The organism is Mucilaginibacter sp. P1_A3 (genome assembly GCF_056406855.1).
The window spans coordinates 121,320-143,166 of sequence record NZ_JBFTZJ010000009.1 but is presented as its reverse complement, the minus strand read 5'-3'; the positions used below and the strand labels follow the sequence as shown (position 1 = coordinate 143,166).

The window sequence follows — 21,847 nt, the reverse complement described above, 5'->3', positions numbered from 1 at the left end:
AAATCAAACGGCAAATTTATCAATTATGATTTTGCAAAGTTTCCAGCTTTTTAATTTGAGCCGGCGCCAGTAGTTTCCAGGTGTTATAACAGGCCAATAATATGGCATTTCTGAGCTCACCGTAGTATAATCCCGATCGGTTGCCATAAAAAATAATACTCCCTTCATCGGTGCCCCTTCGCAATAAATTATCCAATGCCTGTTCATTGGTGATGATGAACTTACCCATCTCCATCTTTTTACGCTTCAGCTCGTTGGCAATTACTGTAATTTGGGTTATTTGTACCGGACTAAGCCCCACCTCTTTTTTAAACGCAATAGCCTTATCGGGCATCGGGTAATGATTTACAACAGCAACAGGGGGCATGTTAAAAATATCATCGCCCTTTAATAATGCATTATACTGTGCATCACTTAAGGTTTTAACCGGCGATTTTTTTAAAGTGCTATCAATAGTTTGTGCTTTATTTTCACCATAAAAAAACAGAAGCATCATAAATAAGGGTATTGTTTTCAGCATAGATTGCAGTTTACAAAAAAACCGCAACTATTGGGCCATTTGCATTAATAAATACTGTCCCCGGTACATCAGTCAACCTTAATTATTTTTGTGCGTTGCGAAATCCCATTTTCATTAAAGGCCTCTATCTGGAAATAATAAGGCAAGTCCCTGTCCATTCCACTAAAATAAAATTCATTTTTGCTATACACCATCATGTTATTGTACAGTTTATCGGGCGCTATGCCAAAGTAAATAGTGTAACCGGTAGCCTGATCATTTGGTTTCCATTTAAGCCAGGAATTACGGCGCTCACTATCACCACGTAACGCAATCAGATTTTGCACAGTATCGGGCCGGGCACCTGCACCTTTACCAAACACCCTGAAGCCAGATAATGCGAACTTACCAGTTGGCATATGCAGGTTAACCATCTTAAGATAACGTGCTTTTGCAGGACTTTTTAGTTCGATATAGTCATGCGGAACATCGGTTTTGTTTTTGCTTTTGTCAATCAAAGGCTTCCACGCTTTTCCATCCAACGATGAATAAACCATGTACTGATGAAAAACCCTCAACGATTTGCCCAGGAACTCCGCATCCTGATCGGCATAGTTGATCTGAATTGCATTTATAGTGCTTACCTCGCCCAGATCGGTTTTAAACCACTCCCCTTTGTTGGCCGTTTTAGCGCTCCAATAGGTTTTGATATCCTCATCAACGGCATTGTTTGCACCATAGGCCCCCAATGTTGATGATACCTCAACCGGTTTATTATAATTCAATATCATCCAGCCGGTAAAATTACTTTTCAGGTGATCTTCGGGACCGGCGGCTAAATATTGTGGATAGTCGCCATATGCAGTATTACAATACAAGGTGCCGTCCTGATCAAAGCCGGCAGGCCAGAAGCCGATACGACGCTCAAAATTATTTTTTACCGCGATGCCCATGGTGCTGATATGCCAAAAATTGCCATACTTATCTGCCCAGGTAGCGCCATGCCCTGCCCCTTTTGCAAAGCCTCCGGGTTTGTAGGAGAATGGATTGTGTTTTTGGTAAGTAAAAGGCCCCAAGGGCTTATAACCTACAAAAACGCCATCGCCATAGCCACTTTGTTCGGTGCCGGGTGCGCCAAATTGCAGGTAGTATTTTCCGTTATGTTTATTCATCCATGAGCCTTCAATAAATGGCAGCAGGAACACATTATCATTATGCTCGCCAAAACGCTCCCATCCGTGCTTTTCCGGGTCGAGTTTTACCATTTCTTTTTTGGGGCCGATGGGCTCAAATGTTTTCCGGTCTATCTCCTGCCCATAAAGTGGCAGCGTATTGCTGGAACCATGGTAGATGTACACTCTCCCATCGTCGTCGGCAAACATACCCGGATCCCAGGCGCCTACCTTAAAATAATCTTTGGCGGCCTTCCAGTCATCTTTAGTGGGATTGGTGCTCATCCACAGTGTAAAGTCTTTATTATAGGTTGAACCTATTACCAACAGCGTATCTCCCAAAACCAGGGTAGCAGGGGCGCAAAGTTCATCGCCGAGATTTTGGTTGTAAGGCCGTACAAATTTGCGGTAAACAAAGTTCCAGTTAAGCATATCATTGCTCCACCAATAGCCAAACTGGTTGGTGCTGAAAAGGTAATATTTCCCCTTAAAAAGAGTCATGGTAGGGTCGGCGGTGGCACGGTGCCTGCCCCAGCTGGAAAAATCGGCAAAGGGTGTGTAACCGTAATCAAGGTTAAGCGGGTTACAGTAAGTAAGCTTTTTGGTTTGTGCGCTTAACTCTTGTAAACAAAAACAAAACAGCAGTATTGGTAAAATACGGGCAGTTAATTTCATAAATTATATAGGCTTATGTAGTAAATAACAGAAAGCTAATATCTGTTTTAAAACATTAACAAAAACCACATATACTACTACATTTACTGCTCAAAAGCATTCACCTAAGCTTTGTGCATACCAAAAACCGGTTACCTCATTCAATTTTACTCTCCAATATTTTATTAATGTGTGTTAAAGACACAATTAATTTGTACTTTCATCCTCATAACCCAATCATCCTAAATTTCATTTTTATGAAGAAGAAATACCTGCTGCTTTTAGCCCTGCAATTGTTGTTGAGTTTATCTGTTTTTGCACAATATCCTAAAATGGATAAACTGCTTTACGGTGTTGCTTATTACGATGAATACATGCCTTATGAAAGGCTGGATAAGGATGTGCAGATGATGAAAGATTGTGGCATTAACGTGGTACGCATTGCCGAATCAACCTGGAGCACCGTTGAGCCGCAAGATGGCGTATTTGATTTTACCCATATCGACCGGGTATTAGCCGCCATGCAAAAAGGTGGAATAAAAGTGATTGTTGGTACCCCTACTTACGCTATACCTACCTGGATGGCTAAAAAACATCCCGAAATATTAGCTATAACTCCATCGGGCCAAAACCAATATGGGGCAAGGCAAAATATGGATATTACCAATACGGATTTCAGGACTTATGCCGAGCGGGTGATCAGGAAAATAATGGAACATGTGAAGGATAATCCTGCTGTAATTGGCTACCAGGTAGATAATGAGACCAAAGCTTACGGCACATCCGGACCAAATGTACAGGCCTTGTTTGTAAAATACATGCAGGCAAAATACCACACGCTTGATAATATTAACCACATTTTTGGCCTGGATTACTGGAGCAACCGCATCAATAACTGGGATGATTTTCCTTCGATGAATGGCACCATCAACGCCAGTTTATCCTCTGAATTTGCCAAATTTCAAAGGCAGCAGGTTACCCAGTATTTAGGCTGGCAGGCCGCTATTGTGCGCGAATACAAACGACCAGACCAGTTTATTACTCAAAATTTCGATTTGGAATGGCGAGGCTATTCATTCGGGATCCAACCGGATGTTGACCACTTTGCGGCAGCCAAATCAATGGATATTGCGGGCATTGATATTTACCACCCCAGCCAGGATAACCTCACAGGCTCCGAAATTTCTTTTGGCGGTGATGTAACCCGATCAATGAAGGGCGGTAAAAATTATTTGACAATAGAAACCGAAGCTCAGGGTTTCGCGCAATGGACACCTTATCCGGGGCAGTTAAGATTACAGGCCTTTAGTCACCTGGCATCGGGTGCCAACATGGTGGGTTACTGGCCATGGCATTCTATCCATAACTCTGCAGAAACTTATTGGAAAGGCTTGTTAAGTCATGATTTTGAACCAAACCCGGTTTACAACGAAGCAAAAACCATAGGTAAAGATTTTGACCGGTTGAGCCCTAACCTCATCAACCTGAAAAAGAAAAACGATGTAGCCATATTATTCAGTAATGAGGCCCTTACCGGGTTTAAGTCCTTTGGATTTGGGTGGGGTGTACGAACCAGCTACAATGATATATTACGCCAACTGTACGATGGTTTATACCACATGAATGTAGGCTGCGATTTTGTTGACCCTACCAGCCAGAACATCGAAAATTATAAACTGCTGATAGTACCCGTTTTGTATGCAGCACCTGATAGTTTATTGCAGCGTTTAAACCGTTACGTAAAAAATGGCGGCCACATCATTTACACAGTTAAAAGTGGATTTAGTGATGAAAATGTAAAAGTGAGAACAACCCATCAGCCAGGGATCATCAATGAGGCTTGTGGAATTTACTACAGCCAATTTACAGTACCCGAAAATGTTGGTTTAAAAGGCGATGATTTTAACCTGAAACCCGAAGATAAAAAACTCAATACCTGGATGGAGCTTATCACTCCAACCACAGCCAAAGTACTGGCCTATTATGATCACCCGGTTTGGGGTAAATATGCCGCCATCACCGAAAATGCTTACGGCAAAGGCCTGGCAACCTATATAGGTTGCCTAACCAGTAATGCTGTAACCGATAAAATACTGGCCGATGCGGTGAAAAAAGTTGGCTTATGGGGTACCGATCAACAGTTGGCCTTCCCAATAATTACCAAATATGGCACTAATCAAAAAGGTAAAACAGTGCATTATTATTTCAACTATTCTGACAAGGAAAGCAGTTTTACTTATCCTTACGGGAATGGAAAAGAGTTGTTATCGGGAGCAGGCGTAAGCGCAAATTCGGCTATGCAGCTGGAACCGTGGGGGATTAAAATTGTGGAGGTGAATTGACGTTTTAAAAAGGGCTGTCCTGCTGAGCCTGTCGAAGCATGTGGGCAAAGGCCTCTGCGCGCGACCCTTCGACAAGCTCAGGGTGACAGGCCTTTTTAGGATGTAGATACGTTAATAAATACCAAACACGTCATAAGAAGCGTAGTGAAGGATCTATTCGCAGACTTACAGAGCGAAAAAGCATGGCGAAGAATGGATCCTTCGCTACGCTCAAGGATGACAAAAAGATTTTTTTTGGATGCAGGCCGTAAAATTTTATTACGATAAAACAATTCGATCAAAAAGATCAACAGCAACCGTCAGAAACATTCACTGTAACAAAAAAGGCGTTCAGCTTATCAGCGTATTGTTTCCATTTCACCTGGTCAATACAATAGTTCATGGATGTGCCTTCGATGGTGCCTTTAATTATGCCTGCGTCTTTAAGTTCGCGCAGGTGCTGCGAGGTGGTGGGCTGGGCCAAGCCCAATATATCAACCAAATCGTTCCCGATGCAGGCATTGGCCTTTATCAAATGCTCAATAATAGCAATGCGCGCGGGATGCGCCAATGCCTTAAGCATTTTGGCCAGCTCGTTTTGAGCCTCGGTAAAGTTTTCTGTTTTAGTTAAACCCATTACAAGCAATATTACAATAAAGTGATTAATAATCAAACTACGGTTTTAAACGTGCTGCTGTATAAAACTGGCCGAGAATACTTTGATCATTTCCCTTACCCGCCTAAATTCATTCATCACCTCATCTTCTGTTCCAGTGGCTTTAGCCGGATCGGGAAAGTTTTGGTGAAAACGCTCAGCTTTGGATGGAAAGTATGGGCAGTTCTCTTTGGCATTATCACAAACTGTAATAATGTAATCAAAAGGGATCTCCATATACTCATCAACATTATTTGATGTATGATGCGAGATATCGATATGATCTTCGGCCATTATTTTAATCGCCTTAGGGTTTACGCCATGAATCTCGACACCGGCACTATAAATTTCGGCTTTATCACCGGCAAAATGTTGTAAATAGCCGTGGGCTATCTGGCTGCGGCAACTATTGCCGGTACATAACACTAATATTTTTTTCATTATTAATTCAGTTCTTTTTTCATTACAATGGCGGACGCAGGGCACACATAACTAAACTCCGAAGAAACCTTTATTTCATCAGGTACCTCAATACGTGCAACAGTCATATATCCCTTTTGGCCAAAATACACCGATGCTGTTTCTGTGATAAGGTAAATTGCCTTTACATTGTTTAACAATGCCGATCCCTCGGCAATGCCAAGCAATTTGTTTGCTACCCCCTGGCCGCGATACCCGGGCTCAACGGCCAATGAACGGAGCAAAGCATAATCCCCATAAATTTCCAGCCCAACTACGCCTATTACATCGTTGTTATCATTTAATGCAATAGAAAAATTATCCAGCGATAATGGCAGATCTTCAACCGGTAGTTTTGCTGCACTCAGCAGTTGAACAATGCTATCCCTATAATTTTCAGCTTTTTCTATTAACATACTTTTTTATTTTAGCAGCATCCCCCACCTGGGGTACAGCATTCTGTAGCAACAGCAAGATTCTTTAATTCAATTTTGGGCTTTACTGTAGCCGGAGCGCAGCACTCTTCGCCGGTATCAGTAGTACCACAACTGCCGCCACGTTCAATGGCTTTGCATTGCACGGTATCTGGCCTAAGATCAACAATCAGATTATTCCCCTCGGCTATTACCTTGTTAGGATACATTTGGCGGGTATCAAAGTCCGAATTACCAAACTCAATTTTAACCGTTGCCAATGGATTTAAAGGCAATGTTTTTTCAACAAGCCCAATGATAGATAAAGCCTTGTCAACCTGCATTGCCCTTTCCTGCTGTTGCCCAACAGGCTCCCACAGTTGAACGATGATCTCTGTCCAGCTGTTCATTTTGCCACCGCAATCAACTGATGTGATGGGTGCCTGTTTAATTTCGGTGATGTGGTATGAAGCATCTACCCATTTATTTTCTGCATACTGAAATTGCAGATCCAGTTGCGGATGAGCAAGCAATTGCTCCTTAAATTCCATCCAATTTATAGCTTCCTGATTTTTCATAATACAAGCATTGAATTATATATTGCAATATTACGATTAATAGTTTAAAAGACGAATCAATTAAAAAAATTTAATTGTAAATTGGAAAATCCGGGGATCCTGGGGAGGAAAAATTACGTTACAAAAGGTTGTCACGCCGATAACACGGTTTTAAGCTATTGATTATCAGTGTGATTTTTTTCACATAGTCCTATAAATCGTCATTATAAGGTACGAAGCAATCCCCGACCTACAGAGTAGCTATACAAATACGCTCTGTATGTTTTGGGATTGCTTCGCACCTCGCAATGACGCGGTTTACAAAAAAAATGTCATCCTGAGGCACGAAGGATCTACTCTCCACTATGCTTTTTCGCCCTGTATAGTCTGCGAATAGATCCTTCGTGCCTCAGGATGACAAACTTTTTAAAACATTATTGAAAGAGAAATGACAAGCGGCGAAAGACTTACGAAGTTTTAAAAACTTCGTAAGTCTGGGATTCAACAACTTGTCATAGGTACGAAGCAATGACACTTACAGAGTGCCTTTTCTAAATTTCTTATACTGCCCTTTTCAACGTAAACGCGAACCTGCTGCCTGCTCCTATCTCGCTATCAACCCCGATGTGGCCAGATTGTGCTTCTATAAAATCCTTAGCTATGGCAAGCCCAAGGCCGGTTCCGGTTTGATCCGCGGTGGCATTTGGAACCTTAAAATAGCGTTCAAAAAGGCGCGATAAATATTGAGCCTCTATGCCTTTACCATGATCCGTTACAGAAAATTCTATTTCATCGTTCTTATGCTTTTTAACAACCAGCTCTACTACCGATTTTTCATGGCTGTATTTTATAGCGTTTGATAACAGGTTGATAAGTACCCAGGTAGTTTTATCCAAATCGGCATGTACTTCGGGGAGGGAGTCATCGCATTTAACTTTTATGGTTACCTGCCTTTGATCGGCTGTGAATTTGATAGCCTTGACTGCATAATCCACAATATTTTTAGGATGGGTACTACCAAAATTAAGCTGCAGTTTACCTGTTTCTACCTGCGCCATATCCAACAGTTCGCCGGTTATCTGCAGCAGGCGGCGGGCGTCATCGTCAATGTTTTCCAACAGCTGCCTTTGCTCGGTATTCACGTTACCAATACGATCATCCTCCAGCAATTTTAAGCTCATTTTTATGGATGATATCGGCGTTTTTAACTCATGCGATATGGTAGCTATAAAGTTAGTTTTGGCTTCATCCAGTTGCTGGTACTCGGTAATGTTTTTAAGGATGATCACCTTACCAATTACCTTGCCTTTACTACTTACTGATAGTGATTCGCGCGAGTAAAAGCTTTCCCGGTTATCGGCAAATATTTTTAGTTTGGGCTGCTCGTTAACCAAAAGATTTCTTAACAGGTCATTTTCCAAAGCTACATCGGGAGCATAGCGCCCGGTAAGTTGTTCCGCACTCATGCCTATTAATGAGCACGCTATCTCATTGGCAAATATGATGATCATCTTTTCATCCAAACCCACAATGGCATCCTGCATGGTATTGATGATGGTCTCGATCCGTTTTTTCTCGAACAAAATACTGGCCAGGTTACTATTCTCATACTCATCCAGCTTTTTGGTCATATTGTTAAAGGCCTGCCCCAACTCACCAAATTCATCATCCGACCGGAAATCTATCTGCTGATGATAATTTCGATTGGATATCTCCTTTATTTTCTCCGTTAACTCTTTTAATGGGTTAGCTATATACCCGGGGAAATTAACAGCAAAAGTAAACGCGATGGTGAATAAAAGCACCGCGCAAAAGGCAACCAGTATATTTGCTCTTTTAGCGGTACCGGCCGCCACATCATTTTTATGGGCAATGGCATCCATATTTAAATGCATAATGCCATATATGAGTCGCCGAACCTGCGCACGCACCTGGGCTTGCGTGGCTGTATTTTGGTGTAGTTTAATATCCTGGTAAGCAACACTTAAAGAATCTGTTAATTCACGTTCGCCTTTCTCAGTAACATTATGCATTTGATTGTTAAGGTTATCATCCATCACCGCAATTTGCTTAGCCGAGAGCGGGCCATCATTGGCATCTATCTCATCCAGTATGTTTTGAGTGTATTGGAGCGTTTTATAATTATCCTTCAGGATCAACCCGGCATCGGCCGAGAGGCGGTTGAGAAAATATACCGATAATCCGCAGCAGATAAGTGCCAGTATAAACAAAAAGCCGATGCCGGTACGGAGTTTATTTTTAATAGTCATGTTATGAAAGTATTACAAGGTCAATATCAGTTTTTGACATTTTATTCAATAGCTGGGTAAATACCGCTGTTTTCATGATCAGCTGGTAAAACTTAAACCGTGGTTTACCTATACAAATGGTAGTAATGTCATATTTTTCGGCTGTTTCCCAAATGGTTTGGGCTATGCGGTCGCTTTTTACTTTAAGCACTTCGGCACCCAACTGGGTAGCCAGCTTCATATTATTAATAAGATGCCTTTGCGAGGCCAGGTTTATCTTATCACTACTTTCTTTTGAAGTCTGCACATACAAAACAAACCATTTGGAACGATAGTAAGATGATAGCCTTGCGGTTTTACGTATTATTATTTTTGCAGATGCATCATTTGTACTGATGCAGGCTAAAAAAAGCTCGGACCGCAATTTTATGGTTTTAGGTATTTCAATATCAATTTTACGCTCAACCTGGTGGGCTACTTCACGCAGTGCCAGTTCACGCAGTTGAAGAATCCTATCGGCCTGGAAAAAGTTATTAAGCGCTGTTGGCACCTTTTTTTCATCGTATATTTTACCGTCTTTTAATCTATCTATGAGTTCGTCGGCTGTAAGGTCAATGTTCACCACTTCATCAGCCATCTGCAAAACCTTATCAGGGATGCGCTCATTAATGGCCGTACCGGTTATTCGCTCTACCTCCTCATTAAGGCTTTCCATATGCTGGATATTTACCGCGCTAATTACGTTGATACCGGCGTTCAATATCTCCATCACATCCTGCCAGCGTTTTTCGTTGCTGCTGCCCTCAATATTAGTATGCGCCAGCTCATCAACCAAAACCACTTCTGGCCTAAGACTGATAATGGCTTTCAAGTCCATCTCTTCCAATTCCTTGCCTTTGTAAAAAAGCTTACGACGCGGGATTACCGGCAAACCTTCCAGCAGGGCTACCGTTTCCCTCCGGTTATGAGTTTCAACATAACCTATTTTAACATCAATACCGTTGCGCAACAAGGCCTGAGCTTCCTGTAGCATGCGGTAGGTTTTACCCACGCCCGCACTCATGCCTATATAAACCTTGAACTTGCCACGACGGGATCGTTTAATAAGCTCCAGGAAATGCTCAACCGATTGTTCTTTACTTTCTTCCATTGTGATTCTTAACTAACTCATCTTGCTGTTTACAAACTATACATGAAGTAGTTTTTCCATTTCTTTTAACCTAATAAAAGGAGATTCCGAAAAACCCCCTTTTAGCGTATGAATGTTCATCAAACCAAACTTATAATTAACAACCAAAATTAATTATAAAACAATCCATACTATTTCTTCAGCTCGTCAAGAGCAACATTTAGTTTAAGCACATTTACTTTAGACGGACCAAACACACCCCACATTGGTTTTTCTGTATGGGCATCAACCAGTTTGGCTAATGCATCGGCAGATAAACCGCGTATTTTTGCTATACGTGCTACCTGTACCTGTGCACCTGCGGGTGAAAGATCAGGATCTAACCCACTACCTGATGCGGTAACCAGTTCGGCAGGAATCTGGGCGCGGGTTACGCCCGGGTTATGTTTCAGGAAATCCTGGATACGGCCCTCAACCTGTTTCAAATAATCAGGATTTGACGGACCTTTGTTTGAACCACCAGAACCAGCTGCATTATAATCAACTGCCGATGGGCGACTCCAGAAATATTCGTCCTTAGTAAATTTTTGGCCGATACCAGCATAACCAACTACACGGCCTTTATATGTTATGGTCTCCCCATCACCATGACCGGGAGTAAATTTGCCTATGCCTGCTATCGCTAATGGATAAATTCCGGCTGTAATTACTATAAGTATGATAGTTAACTTGATGGATGGCAACAAATATGTTTTCATTTTATTTTCTTTTTTGATATGAGATTTTAGATATGAGATTGTTAATTGGAGATATGAAATTGCCGACCTTCTTTTTGCCTCAAATCTCATATCTCAATTCTCACATCTAAATAAAAATTCCTACAGCAAGGTCAATCAGTTTTATACCGATGAATGGTATCAGTACACCACCAAGCCCATAGATCAATAAGTTACGGCGCAATAAAGCGCTGGCACCTATCGGCTTATACTCAACGCCTCTTAAAGCCAATGGTATCAGCAAGGGGATGATGATGGCGTTAAAGATCACCGCCGATAAGATGGCTGATTCCGGGCTGTGCAGATCCATGATGTTCAATGCTTTTAAAGCCGGTATAGATACCATAAACAAAGCAGGAACAATAGCAAAGTACTTAGCCACATCATTAGCGATAGAGAAGGTGGTAAGCGTACCGCGTGTCATCAGCAATTGCTTGCCTATCTCCACAATTTCAATCAGCTTGGTTGGGTCGTTATCTAAATCAACCATATTTCCGGCTTCTTTAGCTGCCTGGGTACCGCTGTTCATGGCCACACCAACATCGGCCTGAGCCAATGCAGGGGCATCATTTGTACCATCGCCCATCATGGCTACCAGCTTGCCGCCCTGTTGCTCTTTCTTAATGTAGTTCATTTTATCCTCGGGCTTAGCCTCAGCAATAAAATCATCTACCCCAGCTTTTTCGGCAATAAATTTGGCTGTAAGCGGGTTATCACCCGTAACCATCACTGTTTTAACACCCATTTTACGTAAGCGGTCAAAACGTTCGGCAATGCCTGGTTTTATAATGTCCTGCAATTCAATTACACCCATTATCTGCTCGTTTTGCGATACTACCAGCGGGGTACCACCGTTTGAAGAGATCTTTTTAACATTATCCTCCACCTCAACCGGGAATTGATGCCCAGCTTTAAGCGCGATGTTACGGATAGAGTCAAAAGCCCCTTTACGGATGCGTAAGCCCTCTGGCGTATCCAATCCGCTTGAGCGGGTTTCGGCAGTGAATTTGATGAACACCGAGTTTTTAGGCGCATTTACCGATGGTACTGTTTTATCCTGGCTGGCCAGTTCAACAATTGATTTACCTTCGGGAGTTTCATCAGCGAGCGAACTAAGCACACAGGCTGTAACAAAATCTGCAGGTTTTATGCCATTTGCCGGGTAAAAATTGGTGGCCTTACGGTTACCAATGGTGATAGTACCTGTTTTATCCAACAGTAAGGTATCCAAATCGCCGGCAGTTTCAACAGCCTTGCCCGATTTTGTGATCACATTGGCACGCAGAGCCCTGTCCATCCCGGCAATACCGATGGCAGATAACAGACCACCGATAGTAGTAGGGATTAAACAAACAAACAGCGAAATAAAAGCAGCAATAGTTATAGGGGTATTTGAATAATCGCCAAAAGGTTTCAGTGTAACGCATACTATAACGAAAATGAGCGTGAAACCAGCCAATAGTATGGTTAAGGCTATCTCGTTTGGTGTTTTCTGGCGCGATGCACCTTCAACTAAGGCAATCATCTTATCCAAAAAGCTTTCTCCGGGCTGGGTGGTTACCATTACCTTAATCCTGTCGGATAATACTTTGGTACCACCTGTTACAGAGGATTTATCACCGCCCGATTCGCGAATCACCGGGGCAGATTCACCGGTAATAGCCGATTCATCAATAGTAGCAATACCTTCAATGATCTCACCATCGGTAGGGATGTTATCGCCTGTTTCGCAGATAAACACATCGCCTTTTTTTAACTGGCTCGACATTACCCTTTCTTCCTTGCCGTTAACCAGCAGGCGGGCAGGCGTTTCCTCGCGGGTTTTACGCAGACTTTCGGCCTGGGCCTTGCCGCGAGCTTCGGCAATAGCTTCGGCAAAGTTGGCAAACAATACAGTTAATAACAGTACAATAAATACAGTAAAGTTATAGGCAAAACTGCCCTGACCTTTATTAGCAAAGGAAAATATAGTTACAATGAGCATTACCATTGTACCTATCTCCACGGTGAACATCACCGGGTTACGGAACAGGATGCGTGGATCCAGCTTGATGAAAGATTGCTTAAAAGCTTCTTTCATTTGATCGCCCTGGAATAATGTATTTTTATCAGATTTCATGATTATTTAAATTGTAGCCCCCTCTAAATCTCCCCCTAAAGGGTGAGACTTTTGATTTGTATCTTTTTTTAAAGCCCTCCCCTTCAGGGGAGGATTTAGGTGGGGCTGTTGTTGTTTTATTTTAGTGAAAAGTGTTCGGCAATTGGGCCTAAAGCAAGTGAAGGGAAGAATGATAGTGCAGCGATAATAATAATCACCGCGAAGATCATCACACCAAAAGTTGAAGTATCACTCTTAAGCGTTCCGGCAGATTCCGGGATGAATTTCTTGTTGGCTAACAACCCTGCAATGGCCAGCGGACCGATGATTGGCAAAAACCTACCCAACACCATTACTATACCAGTAGTAACGTTCCAAAAAATGTTACCATCGCCCAAACCTTCAAAGCCAGAACCATTGTTAGCTGCTGATGAAGTGTACTCATACAACATTTCAGAAAAACCATGGTTACCGGGATTGTTTAACCAGGCGGATGGTTTTACAGCCCAATCTGCGCCGGGCATGTGAACAATTACGTAGGATGATATGGCCAGGCCAACAAGTATAATGAACGGGTGTAATAACGCGATTAATGAAGCGATCTTCATTTCGCGGGCCTCTATCTTTCGGCCCAAAAACTCCGGTGTTCGCCCCACCATCAAGCCCGAAATAAATACGGCGATGATGATGAAGATGTAAAAGTTTAAAATTCCTACACCACAACCACCATAAAAACAGTTCACCATCATGCCCATCATCATCATTACACCTGATACCGGCATAGCACTATCGTGCATGGAGTTTACAGAACCTGTTGATATAATGGTGGTCATGATACTCCAGTAAGCAGAGTTAGCCGGACCAAACCTTACTTCTTTACCCTCCATGGCACCGGTTGGCTGACTAACGCCCATATGTGCAATAGCCGGGTTACCATTCAGTTCTGCATTCATAGTTGGGATAAGCAGTAATAGCATCCCGAGGGTCATTACACCAAAAATTACGTACGAGAATTTTTTCTTATTGAGATAAAAACCTAAGGCAAATACCAGGGCGATGGGGATTATACATTGTGCTACCAGCTCAGTAGTATTGGTTAAATAGTTAGGATTTTCAATAGGGTGAGCCGAGTTGGCACCAAACCAACCGCCGCCATTTGTACCCAGGTGTTTTATAGCTACTAAGGCAGCAACTGGTCCGCGCGATACGTGTACGGTATCGCCTTGCATACTGATAAATGTATCTTTACCGGCATAGCTGGTGGTCATGCCGTTAAAGGCAAAAACAACAGCTATAACAAATGATATAGGCAATAATATACGGGTAATGGATTTTACAAAATAATCCCAAAAGTTACCCAGCTTATCTGTCACCTTATCTTTTAATGCCCTGAATAATACAATCAGCGCGGCAATACCTGTGGCGGCTGATACAAAGTGCAGAAACATAAACACAAAATGTTGTGTAAAGTAGGTAGCGCCACTTTCGCCCGAGTAATGCTGCAGGTTACAGTTCACTAAAAAGCTGATGGCTGTATTAAAAGCAGTATCCGGCGATTGACCGGGGTTACCATCGGGGTTAAGTGGAAGATGCCCCTGGGCCATTAAACAAATAAATGCATAAATAAGCCAAACGCTGTTGATAGTAAGCAGGGCAAATAAATGCTGTTTCCAGTTCATTTCCCTTTTGGTATCAATACCGCTGAAACGGAAAATGAAGCGTTCAACAGGGGCCATAAAATCAAGCCATGTTTTTTCGCCTTTAAAAATACGGGCGATGTAACGGCCCAATGGAATGGCGATGGCAAGCGTGAGCAGGTAGGTAAATACTACACCTGAAATTTCAGTGTTCATGGTTTTAAGTAATTAAAATTTTTCGGGTTTAAGCAGCACGTACACCATGTATATAAACACGGCAATGGCCACAATGAATAATGCGATCATGGTGATTAAATTTTTTCGAAGTAATTAACTGATTTGAAGAAGATCCAGAAGATGGCTATGAAAGTCACCACGTAAATAACAATCTGTAAAACATCCATATTATTAGTTTTTGCAGAAGGCTTTACCAAGCGGATGCCAATAAATACCAAAGCATTACAAGCAACTGAATTACAGAAACTTAATAGATTTCTGTATATTTATGATACGCGAATAGCTTAAAAACGGGCTATCATTTTGATAGGTGATTATCAATGTGGGAGAAGGGAGAAAGCATGACGAAAACAAGGCGCAGACGACTCACCCCGACGATCCGCCAGCCGGCGGACGTCTGCCCCTCTCTCCGACTGCGTCGCATAGAGGAGTAAAAGCTTCTTGTTTTTTCAAACCCTCTTTGCGACGCAGTCGGAGAGAGGGTGGTTCCAGCGAAGCGTAGACCGGGTGAGTCGCAGCCAGCGTTCATGCGAATGTTTGCGTAAAACCAAACACTTTATGGATAGTTATAAAGCATCCGCCATAAAAACCCATGATATTAAAAAAGCGCTCCCAAACCTTTCGTTCGGGGGCGCTTTTGCCATTACCGGTTTTTTTATTTGTCAAAATCAAGCCCTGCCGTAAATCCAATTGCATAAGTCATGCAGTCGGCTTGTGACACATGGCTGTCATCGTCTTTATGATATTCCGTCCAGCTATTGGATGATGATGGAAAGCTTTGCTGCACAAGATTACCAGCATCACTGGCGTTTGCTACTGATACACCACCGCAGGCAATAGATATGCCATCGCCCAGTGTTGCGGTTTGGCTGCCATATTCAGATTCGGATTCGGGTGTACTAACCAAAGATGGCGTAATAGTAAGCGAAGCGTGGTTGCTTTTGATGCCAATTGCAGAAGCCGTAAGCACAACCCCGGATGCCGAATGCTCATAATCATGGTTGGTGGCAGTCCATGTATTATCACTTGACGGGTAGCTACCCAAAAGGTATTTAACCGTATTGCCAGTGGTAAAAGACTGAATACCGCCACCTGAAAGTAAGTAATCAGCATCTACACTACTTGAAGCGGCATCGCCGCCGGCATCCGGATTACTGCCCGATGCTATTTTTAATTGAACCTGTAGCAGACTATCTGTACTGTCAACGGTATAACTGGGGTCATATATGGCCATAGCAAAGGCAGTTATATATTCATTGGCAGTTGCAGGAACCTCAATATCATGCGATGCCGCCGTCCATCCATTGATATGGCCACGACTATCTGTTTGAGGGTAAGAGTTTACCAGGAAGCTGCTGTTGTTTTTTTCTACAAGCGCCCCTCCCCCAATAATCCGGAAGCGCGCATCGGTTGCTACTGCATTAACACTAACTACAGTGTATGGCTGCAAGGCTGCTTCTGCTGCAAATATGGTGGGGTTATTGATACTTTGCTTCAATATTACCAGGTTGATATATTGTTGCAAGGTTTTTTTTGCAGTATCATTTGCAGCCAGCTGCCATATCTCGGTAGAACTTGTTATACCATAAGAAGTATCGCTGGTACAGCTGTTGGCCCAGGCGGTAACTGTTTTCGGGTCTTTTGGGTCGATCTCGGCCGCAAGGCTGCTCTGCCCTCCGGAGGTATCAACAGTTTGCTCAAGACTGGAAGAAAAACTTTCCTGCGATAATTTTTGAGTTGCACTTGCAGCTGCGCTAATGCTGCCGGCACCTTCATAGGCTGCTGTTACCGCAAGCGACATGTCTTGTTTATTTTTGTAATTACTTGTTTGCGATTTTGATTTTAACTGAATGAAGCCACCCAGGTTTAAACCAAGCACAAGGTGTGTGCCGTAAGTGTTTACAAAAGCGCAGGCGGCTTTAAGTGTAGTAATGCTGTCAAGGCTTTCGCAAAATTCGGTTGTTAGACATGCTCTTATAGCATCGTTATCGCTTTGCCTTTTAAAAGTTACCGTACCGCAATTAATAACGGCATTAAAACTGCTACTGAAAGCTGTGGAAGCCTGGTAGGTTTCAGAACTGTAACTTGCTTTTACTGAACCGCTGTAAAATCCATAACTGCCCTCGATACCCACAGAGGCGGCGAACTCTGTATCAGAAGATTGAGAAGATTGAAATTCTTTGAAGGTAGATGAAAAGGTTTGCTTAACGGTTTGGGTGTTTACATCATCGTCAGTTAGTGGTGTTTTTAGATAACTGTTGAGCTGGCTCAGCAATAAATCGGGATTCTGAGCAATGATGGGATTAAAAACATTGAATGATTGCAGTACGAAATCCTGGGGTTTTGATTGTCCAATCTGCTCCCTGAGCATTTGTGTGTTTGATGTTGTCATAAGTTGTGATGGTTTATTTGGTTTAGATGATAACTATGCACAATATTACCCAAAGGGTTTACCAAAAGCGAATAAAATGACAGGGTAAAACTACCCTTTTTGCCAAGGGTTTTCCGGTCAATAATATTCGGTAACAGAGTTATCCATCAACCCACAAGTTAGCGCAGTTCTTGTGTAAAGGACAGAGTAGGGAGGACTTGTTATTCTCTTTCTTACTAAAAACATTCCCTTTCGCCGCTCCCACAAGGATCCACACAGCTCCCGCAAAGCGCCACCCTGTGGTCGCTTGCTGAGTATGTGCCGTGTTCCGATGACAATCGGCTACAATTTAATAACATGTACCAATAGCCTCTAAAAGTAAAAAATCCGGATCAAATAAACATCCGGGATTTCGTATATTCAACAACTTGCATGCGGGCACATAAGCCTGGAAGCGAACAGCTGGGGTGACTTCGGAAAGCACGAAATGCTGAACTTGGTAAAGATTAAAAATAATGAAGTTATCTGTAATTTATCTCGTAGTTTTTGTTGCATGTTTTAATATGGGGTGCATCCAATCAAGACAAAGCAAACAAGTGAAGGCAGTGATAACTACAACTTTTGTATTGAAGAATTTAAAACGCAACTTAGTAGATAGCTCTTCACTGATAAATATATCATTGTTACAAATATTTCCAACATACCATGAGTGTAACGGTGATCATAGATTCGTGAATCTTTATATCTGTAAAAACGATAATTCAAAGGATACTTTGTTGGTTTTTGAACCTTGTCAGCAGGTTCCTGACTATTTATCAAATAATTCAGCAGAAAAAAGGCCTTTATGTATAGCAACAGATGATATTCAAAAAAAATATCCAGATTCAGTTTTTGTGGATTTACCACATGGTACTAAAATACCACCAGGATATAAATTTGTTTTTGCAAAGATTTTGCCTTTAGAAGAATAGTTCGGACTCAGCCCGTCCTCCTGCAAAGTTCCACCCTTGTGGACTACGTGTTAAGTGTGCGCCATGCTCCGCTCCCGCAAGGGTCCACCCTTGTGGTTCGCATGCTGAGTATGCGCCGTGCCTCTCCACCCTGTATAGCCCGGAGATTGCTTCGCAATGACGTGGTGGAGATGAGTAACCCTTATGGTTAGTATATTAAGGCTTGTTATTCTCGTTTTACGAAAGCTCTCCCTTTCCCGTCAGCAGAACAGCTTCGGGCGAAAACGGGCAAAACAATGCGGGGATTGTGCGGCGGCAGGGCATAGGAAGTTTTTGCACGTGAGGAGGGTAAAGCGCGCCGGGGCAAAATAATTCCAGCCCAGGTTTTGCGCGTTTTGCAGGGCAGAGGCCTTGTGCGCAAAGAAGCATTTCTGCTGACAGCCATTTTGGTTACTTTTGGGGCTTCAAAAGTAACAGCCCTTCCCGCGGCGATTGAGCGGGCCAATGTTGTCAGTTACAACTTCACTTTAATTAGCCAAACAAACGTAAGCACAGTTAGCGACTGCTTCGTGCCTCGCAATGAAATGGTTTTACACAGAAAATTCATTGCCTCACTCCAACCCATATTCCCTTCACTTCTCATACAAATCAAAACCTAATAGTAAACTGAATATCGAGTTTTAATATTTTAGTATTTTTTTAATCTGATTTTCAAATTCAATTGAAGTCTCCATTGAATAAGGCAAGGTACCCGCAATAATCAAAAGGCCATCGTTAAATACTTCAGCTTTGTAATGATGCTCTTGTAATGATTTTACAAGTTCTTTTGGGTACCGTTTAAAAAAAACCTTACAAAGTTCAGTATCGTAATAACTTACAGGATATACCCTATTGATAACTTTCCCTCTATTTGCAAATCGTTTTTCCTCGTGATCTTTGAATATTAACTGCTGATCAAAAATATCTGCTGTATAAGCGTTAAAACCCTTTATAACTTCGGGAAAAACCTTTGTCAATAAGTGCTCGTAATCAACTCTTTTTGAGTTAAATTCGATATAAATCCGATCATCGTTTGTTTGTTCGTCTTGAAGATTGTTTCTAAACCTGTAAAACACCGACATCTTTATTCCATTTCCCAAAAATTTAGTTAAGGTAGATGTAGCCGTAAACTCCCCTTTAAATCCGGGAAATGGCACGTCAATATCCGGGTGTAGGCCCCACGGTAAACCGATTTCTTTTAATAATTTAATTAAGTTGTCGTGTTTGCTTTCTGCCGATTCCGATAATATAGGTCTGCTGTTAACTTCAAAAATGCATTTCATAAAATTCAATTAATCTTGCAATCTTAATTGAGACATGTTCCATTCCCCAATCATTCCAACCCGTATTCCTTCAACTTCCTATACAAAGTAGCCACCCCAATATTCAACAGATTAGCCGCTTCGGCACGGTTACCGTGCGTGTGGTTAAGTACCCGCTGTATGTGAAGTTTCTCTACAGACGAAAGATCAAACGCTGATATTGGACTACCCGCCTTTACCTGGTTTTGTTGAATTTCATAAGGAAGCAGGCTTTCATCAAGGGTATTGTTATCGGTAAGTATTACCGCCCTTTCAATTATATTTTTCAGCTCGCGGATGTTACCGGGCCAGTGGTAGGCTTCCAGTTTGCTTACAAACTCATCGCTTAACACGTTGATCTGCTTTTTTACTTTAAGGGCAAAGTACTGCATAAAGTATTCTGCCAGCAGCTTGATATCCTTTTTACGCTCGCGCAAGGGAGGTAATGTGATCTGGAAAACAGATAAACGGTAAAATAAATCCGACCGGAAATGGCCTTCAGCAATCTCAGTCTGCAGGTTACGATTGGTGGCTGCTAATATGCGTACGTTAACCTGTGTTGGTTTGGTATCACCTATTTTTAAAAACTGCTGCGATTCCAGCACCCGGAGCAGTTTGGCCTGCAGGTCGTGATCAAGCTCGCCTATCTCATCTAAAAATATGGTGCCGCCGTTGGCCTCTTCAAACAGACCTTTTTTATCTTTTAACGCCCCGGTAAATGAGCCGGCTTTATGGCCAAAAAGTTCACTTTCTAATAATTCTTTTGTAAAAGCACTACAATTTACCGCCACAAATGATTTTGTATTGCGGTTACTTGCCTGGTGAATGGCTTCGGCAAATATTTCTTTACCGGTACCAGTTTCACCTAATAACAGAACGGTAGTATCTGTTAATGCTACCTTTTGGGCTAATTTAATTACATCGCCAATAGCGGTGGATCTGCCTATCAGCCTGTCGAAACCAAATTTATCATTCAGCTTACTTTGCAGCTCTATAACTGTTTGCTGCAACAGGGCCTTATCCATGGCCTTGCTTACCAGCGGGATGATTTTTTCGTTATCATCACCTTTGGTTATGTAATCAAAAGCGCCCGCTTTGATGGCCTTAACGCCATCGTTAATAGTGCCATAAGCGGTAAGCACAATAATTTCTGTTGCGGGATATGTTTTTTTTATGGTTTCGGTAAGGGTAATGCCATCAATATCGGGCAGCTTAACATCGCTTAGTACAACGTGTATCAGTTCCTGTTGCAGTTTACGCAAACCTTCTTTACCAGTTGCCGCGGTAATTACCTCGTGTCCTTCCAATTGTAGAATGCGGGCCATGAGATTACGCAGCCGTTCTTCGTCGTCGATAATTAAAAGCTTACCTTTTTGCATCGAGGCAAATATGAGGATTTTGGTTGGAATTTGTCTGAACCGCGATTTTTACGATTAAAGGATTTTCAGGATGTCTGTCGCTCTGAAAAATCAAAATCAAAAAAATCTGATAAATCTGCTTAATCGGAGTTCAGATATTTTACCACCTTGCGCGGCGCGTTGCACGTATGAGTTGCCTGTGCCTCCTGGCCTCATAATAATCGCTGGTTACCAATATGGAATGAATAACTCCGGGGATCCAGAAAAATAACGTCAAAAATATATTGAGGATAAATGCCCCTATTCTGCCGGTGGTTAATATGGCCAGAGGTGGCATAAAAAAACATAAAAAGTATCTCATGGCTATGATTTTTAAACTAATTATTATTTAGACCATACCCATTACCTTTTGTTACGAAATTAATCTTTGAGGTTTAAGGGCAGTTGCTCGCCAAAAAAAAGAGCTTTAAGTTCGGTAGCATCATTAGGGTGCATTTTTCCGCCCAGTATTAAACGCAGCTGGCGGCGGCGCAGGGCACCTTCATATAATGCTATCTCATCATCCGTTTGGGGCAGTAATTCAGGCACCCGGGTTTTTTGTCCATCGCCATCCAATGCTACAAAGGTGTAATAAGCCTCGTTGCTTTTTACTTTGGTACCCGATGGGATATTTTGCGCCCATACATCCATCCTTACCTCAACCGAGGTGGTAAACGCCCGCGTAACCTTTGCTTCAATGCTAATTACATCGCCCAATTTTATAGGCGATTGAAATGATACATTATCCACAGAAGCTGTAACCACAATACGGTTGCTATGTTTTTGTGCCGATATAGCGGCGGCAATATCCATCCAGTGCAGCAGGCGCCCACCCATCAGGTTGTTTAATGTATTGGTATCGTTGGGCAATACCAGTTCATTCATGATGGTATATGATTCTTTGGGCGATTTTCCTGTCATATTGCAAATATA

The 21,847-nt window shown here is 42.3% G+C and carries 19 protein-coding genes; 2 read left to right on the top strand and 17 right to left on the bottom strand.

Annotated elements, in window-relative coordinates; translation table 11 throughout:
• Window positions 1-19: 19 nt before the first annotated feature.
• Window positions 20-520, bottom strand: coding sequence for a hypothetical protein (locus AC1D0K_RS19995; RefSeq protein WP_477441324.1), 501 nt, complete (start codon window positions 518-520; stop codon window positions 20-22).
• Between the two features lie 68 nt (window positions 521-588).
• Window positions 589-2,346, bottom strand: a complete 1,758-nt coding sequence (locus AC1D0K_RS19990) for a family 43 glycosylhydrolase (protein WP_477393291.1) — start codon at window positions 2,344-2,346, stop codon at window positions 589-591.
• A 236-nt stretch (window positions 2,347-2,582) separates the two neighbouring features.
• Between AC1D0K_RS19990 and AC1D0K_RS19985 the strand changes: the two genes are divergently transcribed.
• Window positions 2,583-4,667, top strand: a complete 2,085-nt coding sequence (locus tag AC1D0K_RS19985; protein ID WP_477393289.1) for a beta-galactosidase — start codon at window positions 2,583-2,585, stop codon at window positions 4,665-4,667.
• A 286-nt stretch (window positions 4,668-4,953) separates the two neighbouring features.
• Here the strand turns inward: AC1D0K_RS19985 and AC1D0K_RS19980 are convergent, their stop codons facing one another.
• From AC1D0K_RS19980 to AC1D0K_RS19930, 11 genes are all read right to left on the bottom strand, one after another.
• Complete coding sequence (locus AC1D0K_RS19980; RefSeq protein ID WP_295716680.1) at window positions 4,954-5,283, bottom strand: ArsR/SmtB family transcription factor; 330 nt, start codon at window positions 5,281-5,283, stop codon at window positions 4,954-4,956.
• A gap of 45 nt (window positions 5,284-5,328) precedes the next feature.
• Window positions 5,329-5,742: an arsenate reductase ArsC gene (locus AC1D0K_RS19975; protein ID WP_477393286.1), complete on the bottom strand. Its 414-nt coding sequence runs from the start codon at window positions 5,740-5,742 to the stop codon at window positions 5,329-5,331.
• Window positions 5,743-5,744: 2 nt separating this feature from the next.
• Window positions 5,745-6,176: an arsenic resistance N-acetyltransferase ArsN2 gene (gene arsN2, locus AC1D0K_RS19970; protein ID WP_477393284.1), complete on the bottom strand. Its 432-nt coding sequence runs from the start codon at window positions 6,174-6,176 to the stop codon at window positions 5,745-5,747.
• An 11-nt stretch (window positions 6,177-6,187) separates the two neighbouring features.
• The gene (locus AC1D0K_RS19965) at window positions 6,188-6,751 is read right to left on the bottom strand and encodes a DUF6428 family protein (RefSeq protein ID WP_477393282.1); all 564 of its coding nucleotides are present in this window, start codon (window positions 6,749-6,751) and stop codon (window positions 6,188-6,190) included.
• Between the two features lie 539 nt (window positions 6,752-7,290).
• A complete protein-coding gene (locus AC1D0K_RS19960) occupies window positions 7,291-9,000 on the bottom strand; it encodes a HAMP domain-containing sensor histidine kinase (RefSeq protein WP_477393280.1) in 1,710 nt (569 codons plus the stop codon).
• A 1-nt stretch (window position 9,001) separates the two neighbouring features.
• A complete protein-coding gene (locus AC1D0K_RS19955) occupies window positions 9,002-10,129 on the bottom strand; it encodes a sensor protein KdpD (RefSeq protein WP_477393278.1) in 1,128 nt (375 codons plus the stop codon).
• Between the two features lie 170 nt (window positions 10,130-10,299).
• Entirely contained in the window at window positions 10,300-10,866 is a 567-nt protein-coding gene (locus tag AC1D0K_RS19950; RefSeq protein ID WP_477393276.1) for a K(+)-transporting ATPase subunit C, read from the bottom strand.
• 106 nt (window positions 10,867-10,972) lie between these two features.
• On the bottom strand, window positions 10,973-13,003 hold the full coding sequence (kdpB, locus tag AC1D0K_RS19945; RefSeq protein ID WP_477393275.1) for a potassium-transporting ATPase subunit KdpB: 2,031 nt from the start codon (window positions 13,001-13,003) through the stop codon (window positions 10,973-10,975).
• A gap of 116 nt (window positions 13,004-13,119) precedes the next feature.
• Entirely contained in the window at window positions 13,120-14,835 is a 1,716-nt protein-coding gene (gene kdpA, locus AC1D0K_RS19940) for a potassium-transporting ATPase subunit KdpA (protein WP_477393273.1), read from the bottom strand.
• A gap of 12 nt (window positions 14,836-14,847) precedes the next feature.
• Window positions 14,848-14,925 (bottom strand): K(+)-transporting ATPase subunit F, encoded by a 78-nt coding sequence (gene kdpF / locus AC1D0K_RS19935; protein WP_169611101.1) that lies wholly within the window; start codon window positions 14,923-14,925, stop codon window positions 14,848-14,850.
• 586 nt (window positions 14,926-15,511) lie between these two features.
• A complete protein-coding gene (locus tag AC1D0K_RS19930) occupies window positions 15,512-17,248 on the bottom strand; it encodes an MAC/perforin domain-containing protein (protein WP_477393271.1) in 1,737 nt (578 codons plus the stop codon).
• Between the two features lie 494 nt (window positions 17,249-17,742).
• On the opposite strand from AC1D0K_RS19930, the gene AC1D0K_RS19925 reads away from it, so the two are divergent.
• Window positions 17,743-18,198, top strand: coding sequence for a hypothetical protein (locus AC1D0K_RS19925; protein WP_477393269.1), 456 nt, complete (start codon window positions 17,743-17,745; stop codon window positions 18,196-18,198).
• Window positions 18,199-18,857: 659 nt separating this feature from the next.
• Here the strand turns inward: AC1D0K_RS19925 and AC1D0K_RS19920 are convergent.
• The 4 genes from AC1D0K_RS19920 to AC1D0K_RS19905 all read right to left on the bottom strand — a co-directional run bounded on the left by AC1D0K_RS19920 (window position 18,858) and on the right by AC1D0K_RS19905 (window position 21,835).
• On the bottom strand, window positions 18,858-19,508 hold the full coding sequence (locus tag AC1D0K_RS19920) for a hypothetical protein (RefSeq protein WP_477393267.1): 651 nt from the start codon (window positions 19,506-19,508) through the stop codon (window positions 18,858-18,860).
• 41 nt (window positions 19,509-19,549) lie between these two features.
• Complete coding sequence (locus AC1D0K_RS19915; RefSeq protein ID WP_477393265.1) at window positions 19,550-20,896, bottom strand: sigma-54-dependent transcriptional regulator; 1,347 nt, start codon at window positions 20,894-20,896, stop codon at window positions 19,550-19,552.
• A 139-nt stretch (window positions 20,897-21,035) separates the two neighbouring features.
• Window positions 21,036-21,236 (bottom strand): YqaE/Pmp3 family membrane protein, encoded by a 201-nt coding sequence (locus tag AC1D0K_RS19910; protein ID WP_295716654.1) that lies wholly within the window; start codon window positions 21,234-21,236, stop codon window positions 21,036-21,038.
• Window positions 21,237-21,295: 59 nt separating this feature from the next.
• Window positions 21,296-21,835, bottom strand: a complete 540-nt coding sequence (locus AC1D0K_RS19905) for an acyl-CoA thioesterase (RefSeq protein ID WP_295716653.1) — start codon at window positions 21,833-21,835, stop codon at window positions 21,296-21,298.
• Window positions 21,836-21,847: the final 12 nt, after the last annotated feature.

What these genes read in the sequence shown, in the direction of transcription:
- AC1D0K_RS19965 (WP_477393282.1), bottom strand. Translation starts at nt 6,751, where the DNA reads ATGAAAAATCAGGAAGCTATAAATTGGATGGAATTTAAGGAGCAATTG.
- kdpB (WP_477393275.1), bottom strand. Translation starts at nt 13,003, where the DNA reads ATGAAATCTGATAAAAATACATTATTCCAGGGCGATCAAATGAAAGAA.
- AC1D0K_RS19955 (WP_477393278.1), bottom strand. Translation starts at nt 10,129, where the DNA reads ATGGAAGAAAGTAAAGAACAATCGGTTGAGCATTTCCTGGAGCTTATT.
- AC1D0K_RS19925 (WP_477393269.1), top strand. Translation starts at nt 17,743, where the DNA reads ATGAAGTTATCTGTAATTTATCTCGTAGTTTTTGTTGCATGTTTTAAT.
- AC1D0K_RS19985 (WP_477393289.1), top strand. Translation starts at nt 2,583, where the DNA reads ATGAAGAAGAAATACCTGCTGCTTTTAGCCCTGCAATTGTTGTTGAGT.
- AC1D0K_RS19930 (WP_477393271.1), bottom strand. Translation starts at nt 17,248, where the DNA reads ATGACAACATCAAACACACAAATGCTCAGGGAGCAGATTGGACAATCA.
- AC1D0K_RS19980 (WP_295716680.1), bottom strand. Translation starts at nt 5,283, where the DNA reads ATGGGTTTAACTAAAACAGAAAACTTTACCGAGGCTCAAAACGAGCTG.
- arsN2 (WP_477393284.1), bottom strand. Translation starts at nt 6,176, where the DNA reads ATGTTAATAGAAAAAGCTGAAAATTATAGGGATAGCATTGTTCAACTG.
- AC1D0K_RS19910 (WP_295716654.1), bottom strand. Translation starts at nt 21,236, where the DNA reads ATGAGATACTTTTTATGTTTTTTTATGCCACCTCTGGCCATATTAACC.
- kdpA (WP_477393273.1), bottom strand. Translation starts at nt 14,835, where the DNA reads ATGAACACTGAAATTTCAGGTGTAGTATTTACCTACCTGCTCACGCTT.
- AC1D0K_RS19950 (WP_477393276.1), bottom strand. Translation starts at nt 10,866, where the DNA reads ATGAAAACATATTTGTTGCCATCCATCAAGTTAACTATCATACTTATA.
- AC1D0K_RS19975 (WP_477393286.1), bottom strand. Translation starts at nt 5,742, where the DNA reads ATGAAAAAAATATTAGTGTTATGTACCGGCAATAGTTGCCGCAGCCAG.
- AC1D0K_RS19915 (WP_477393265.1), bottom strand. Translation starts at nt 20,896, where the DNA reads ATGCAAAAAGGTAAGCTTTTAATTATCGACGACGAAGAACGGCTGCGT.
- AC1D0K_RS19990 (WP_477393291.1), bottom strand. Translation starts at nt 2,346, where the DNA reads ATGAAATTAACTGCCCGTATTTTACCAATACTGCTGTTTTGTTTTTGT.
- AC1D0K_RS19995 (WP_477441324.1), bottom strand. Translation starts at nt 520, where the DNA reads ATGCTGAAAACAATACCCTTATTTATGATGCTTCTGTTTTTTTATGGT.
- AC1D0K_RS19905 (WP_295716653.1), bottom strand. Translation starts at nt 21,835, where the DNA reads ATGACAGGAAAATCGCCCAAAGAATCATATACCATCATGAATGAACTG.
- kdpF (WP_169611101.1), bottom strand. Translation starts at nt 14,925, where the DNA reads ATGATCGCATTATTCATTGTGGCCATTGCCGTGTTTATATACATGGTG.
- AC1D0K_RS19960 (WP_477393280.1), bottom strand. Translation starts at nt 9,000, where the DNA reads ATGACTATTAAAAATAAACTCCGTACCGGCATCGGCTTTTTGTTTATA.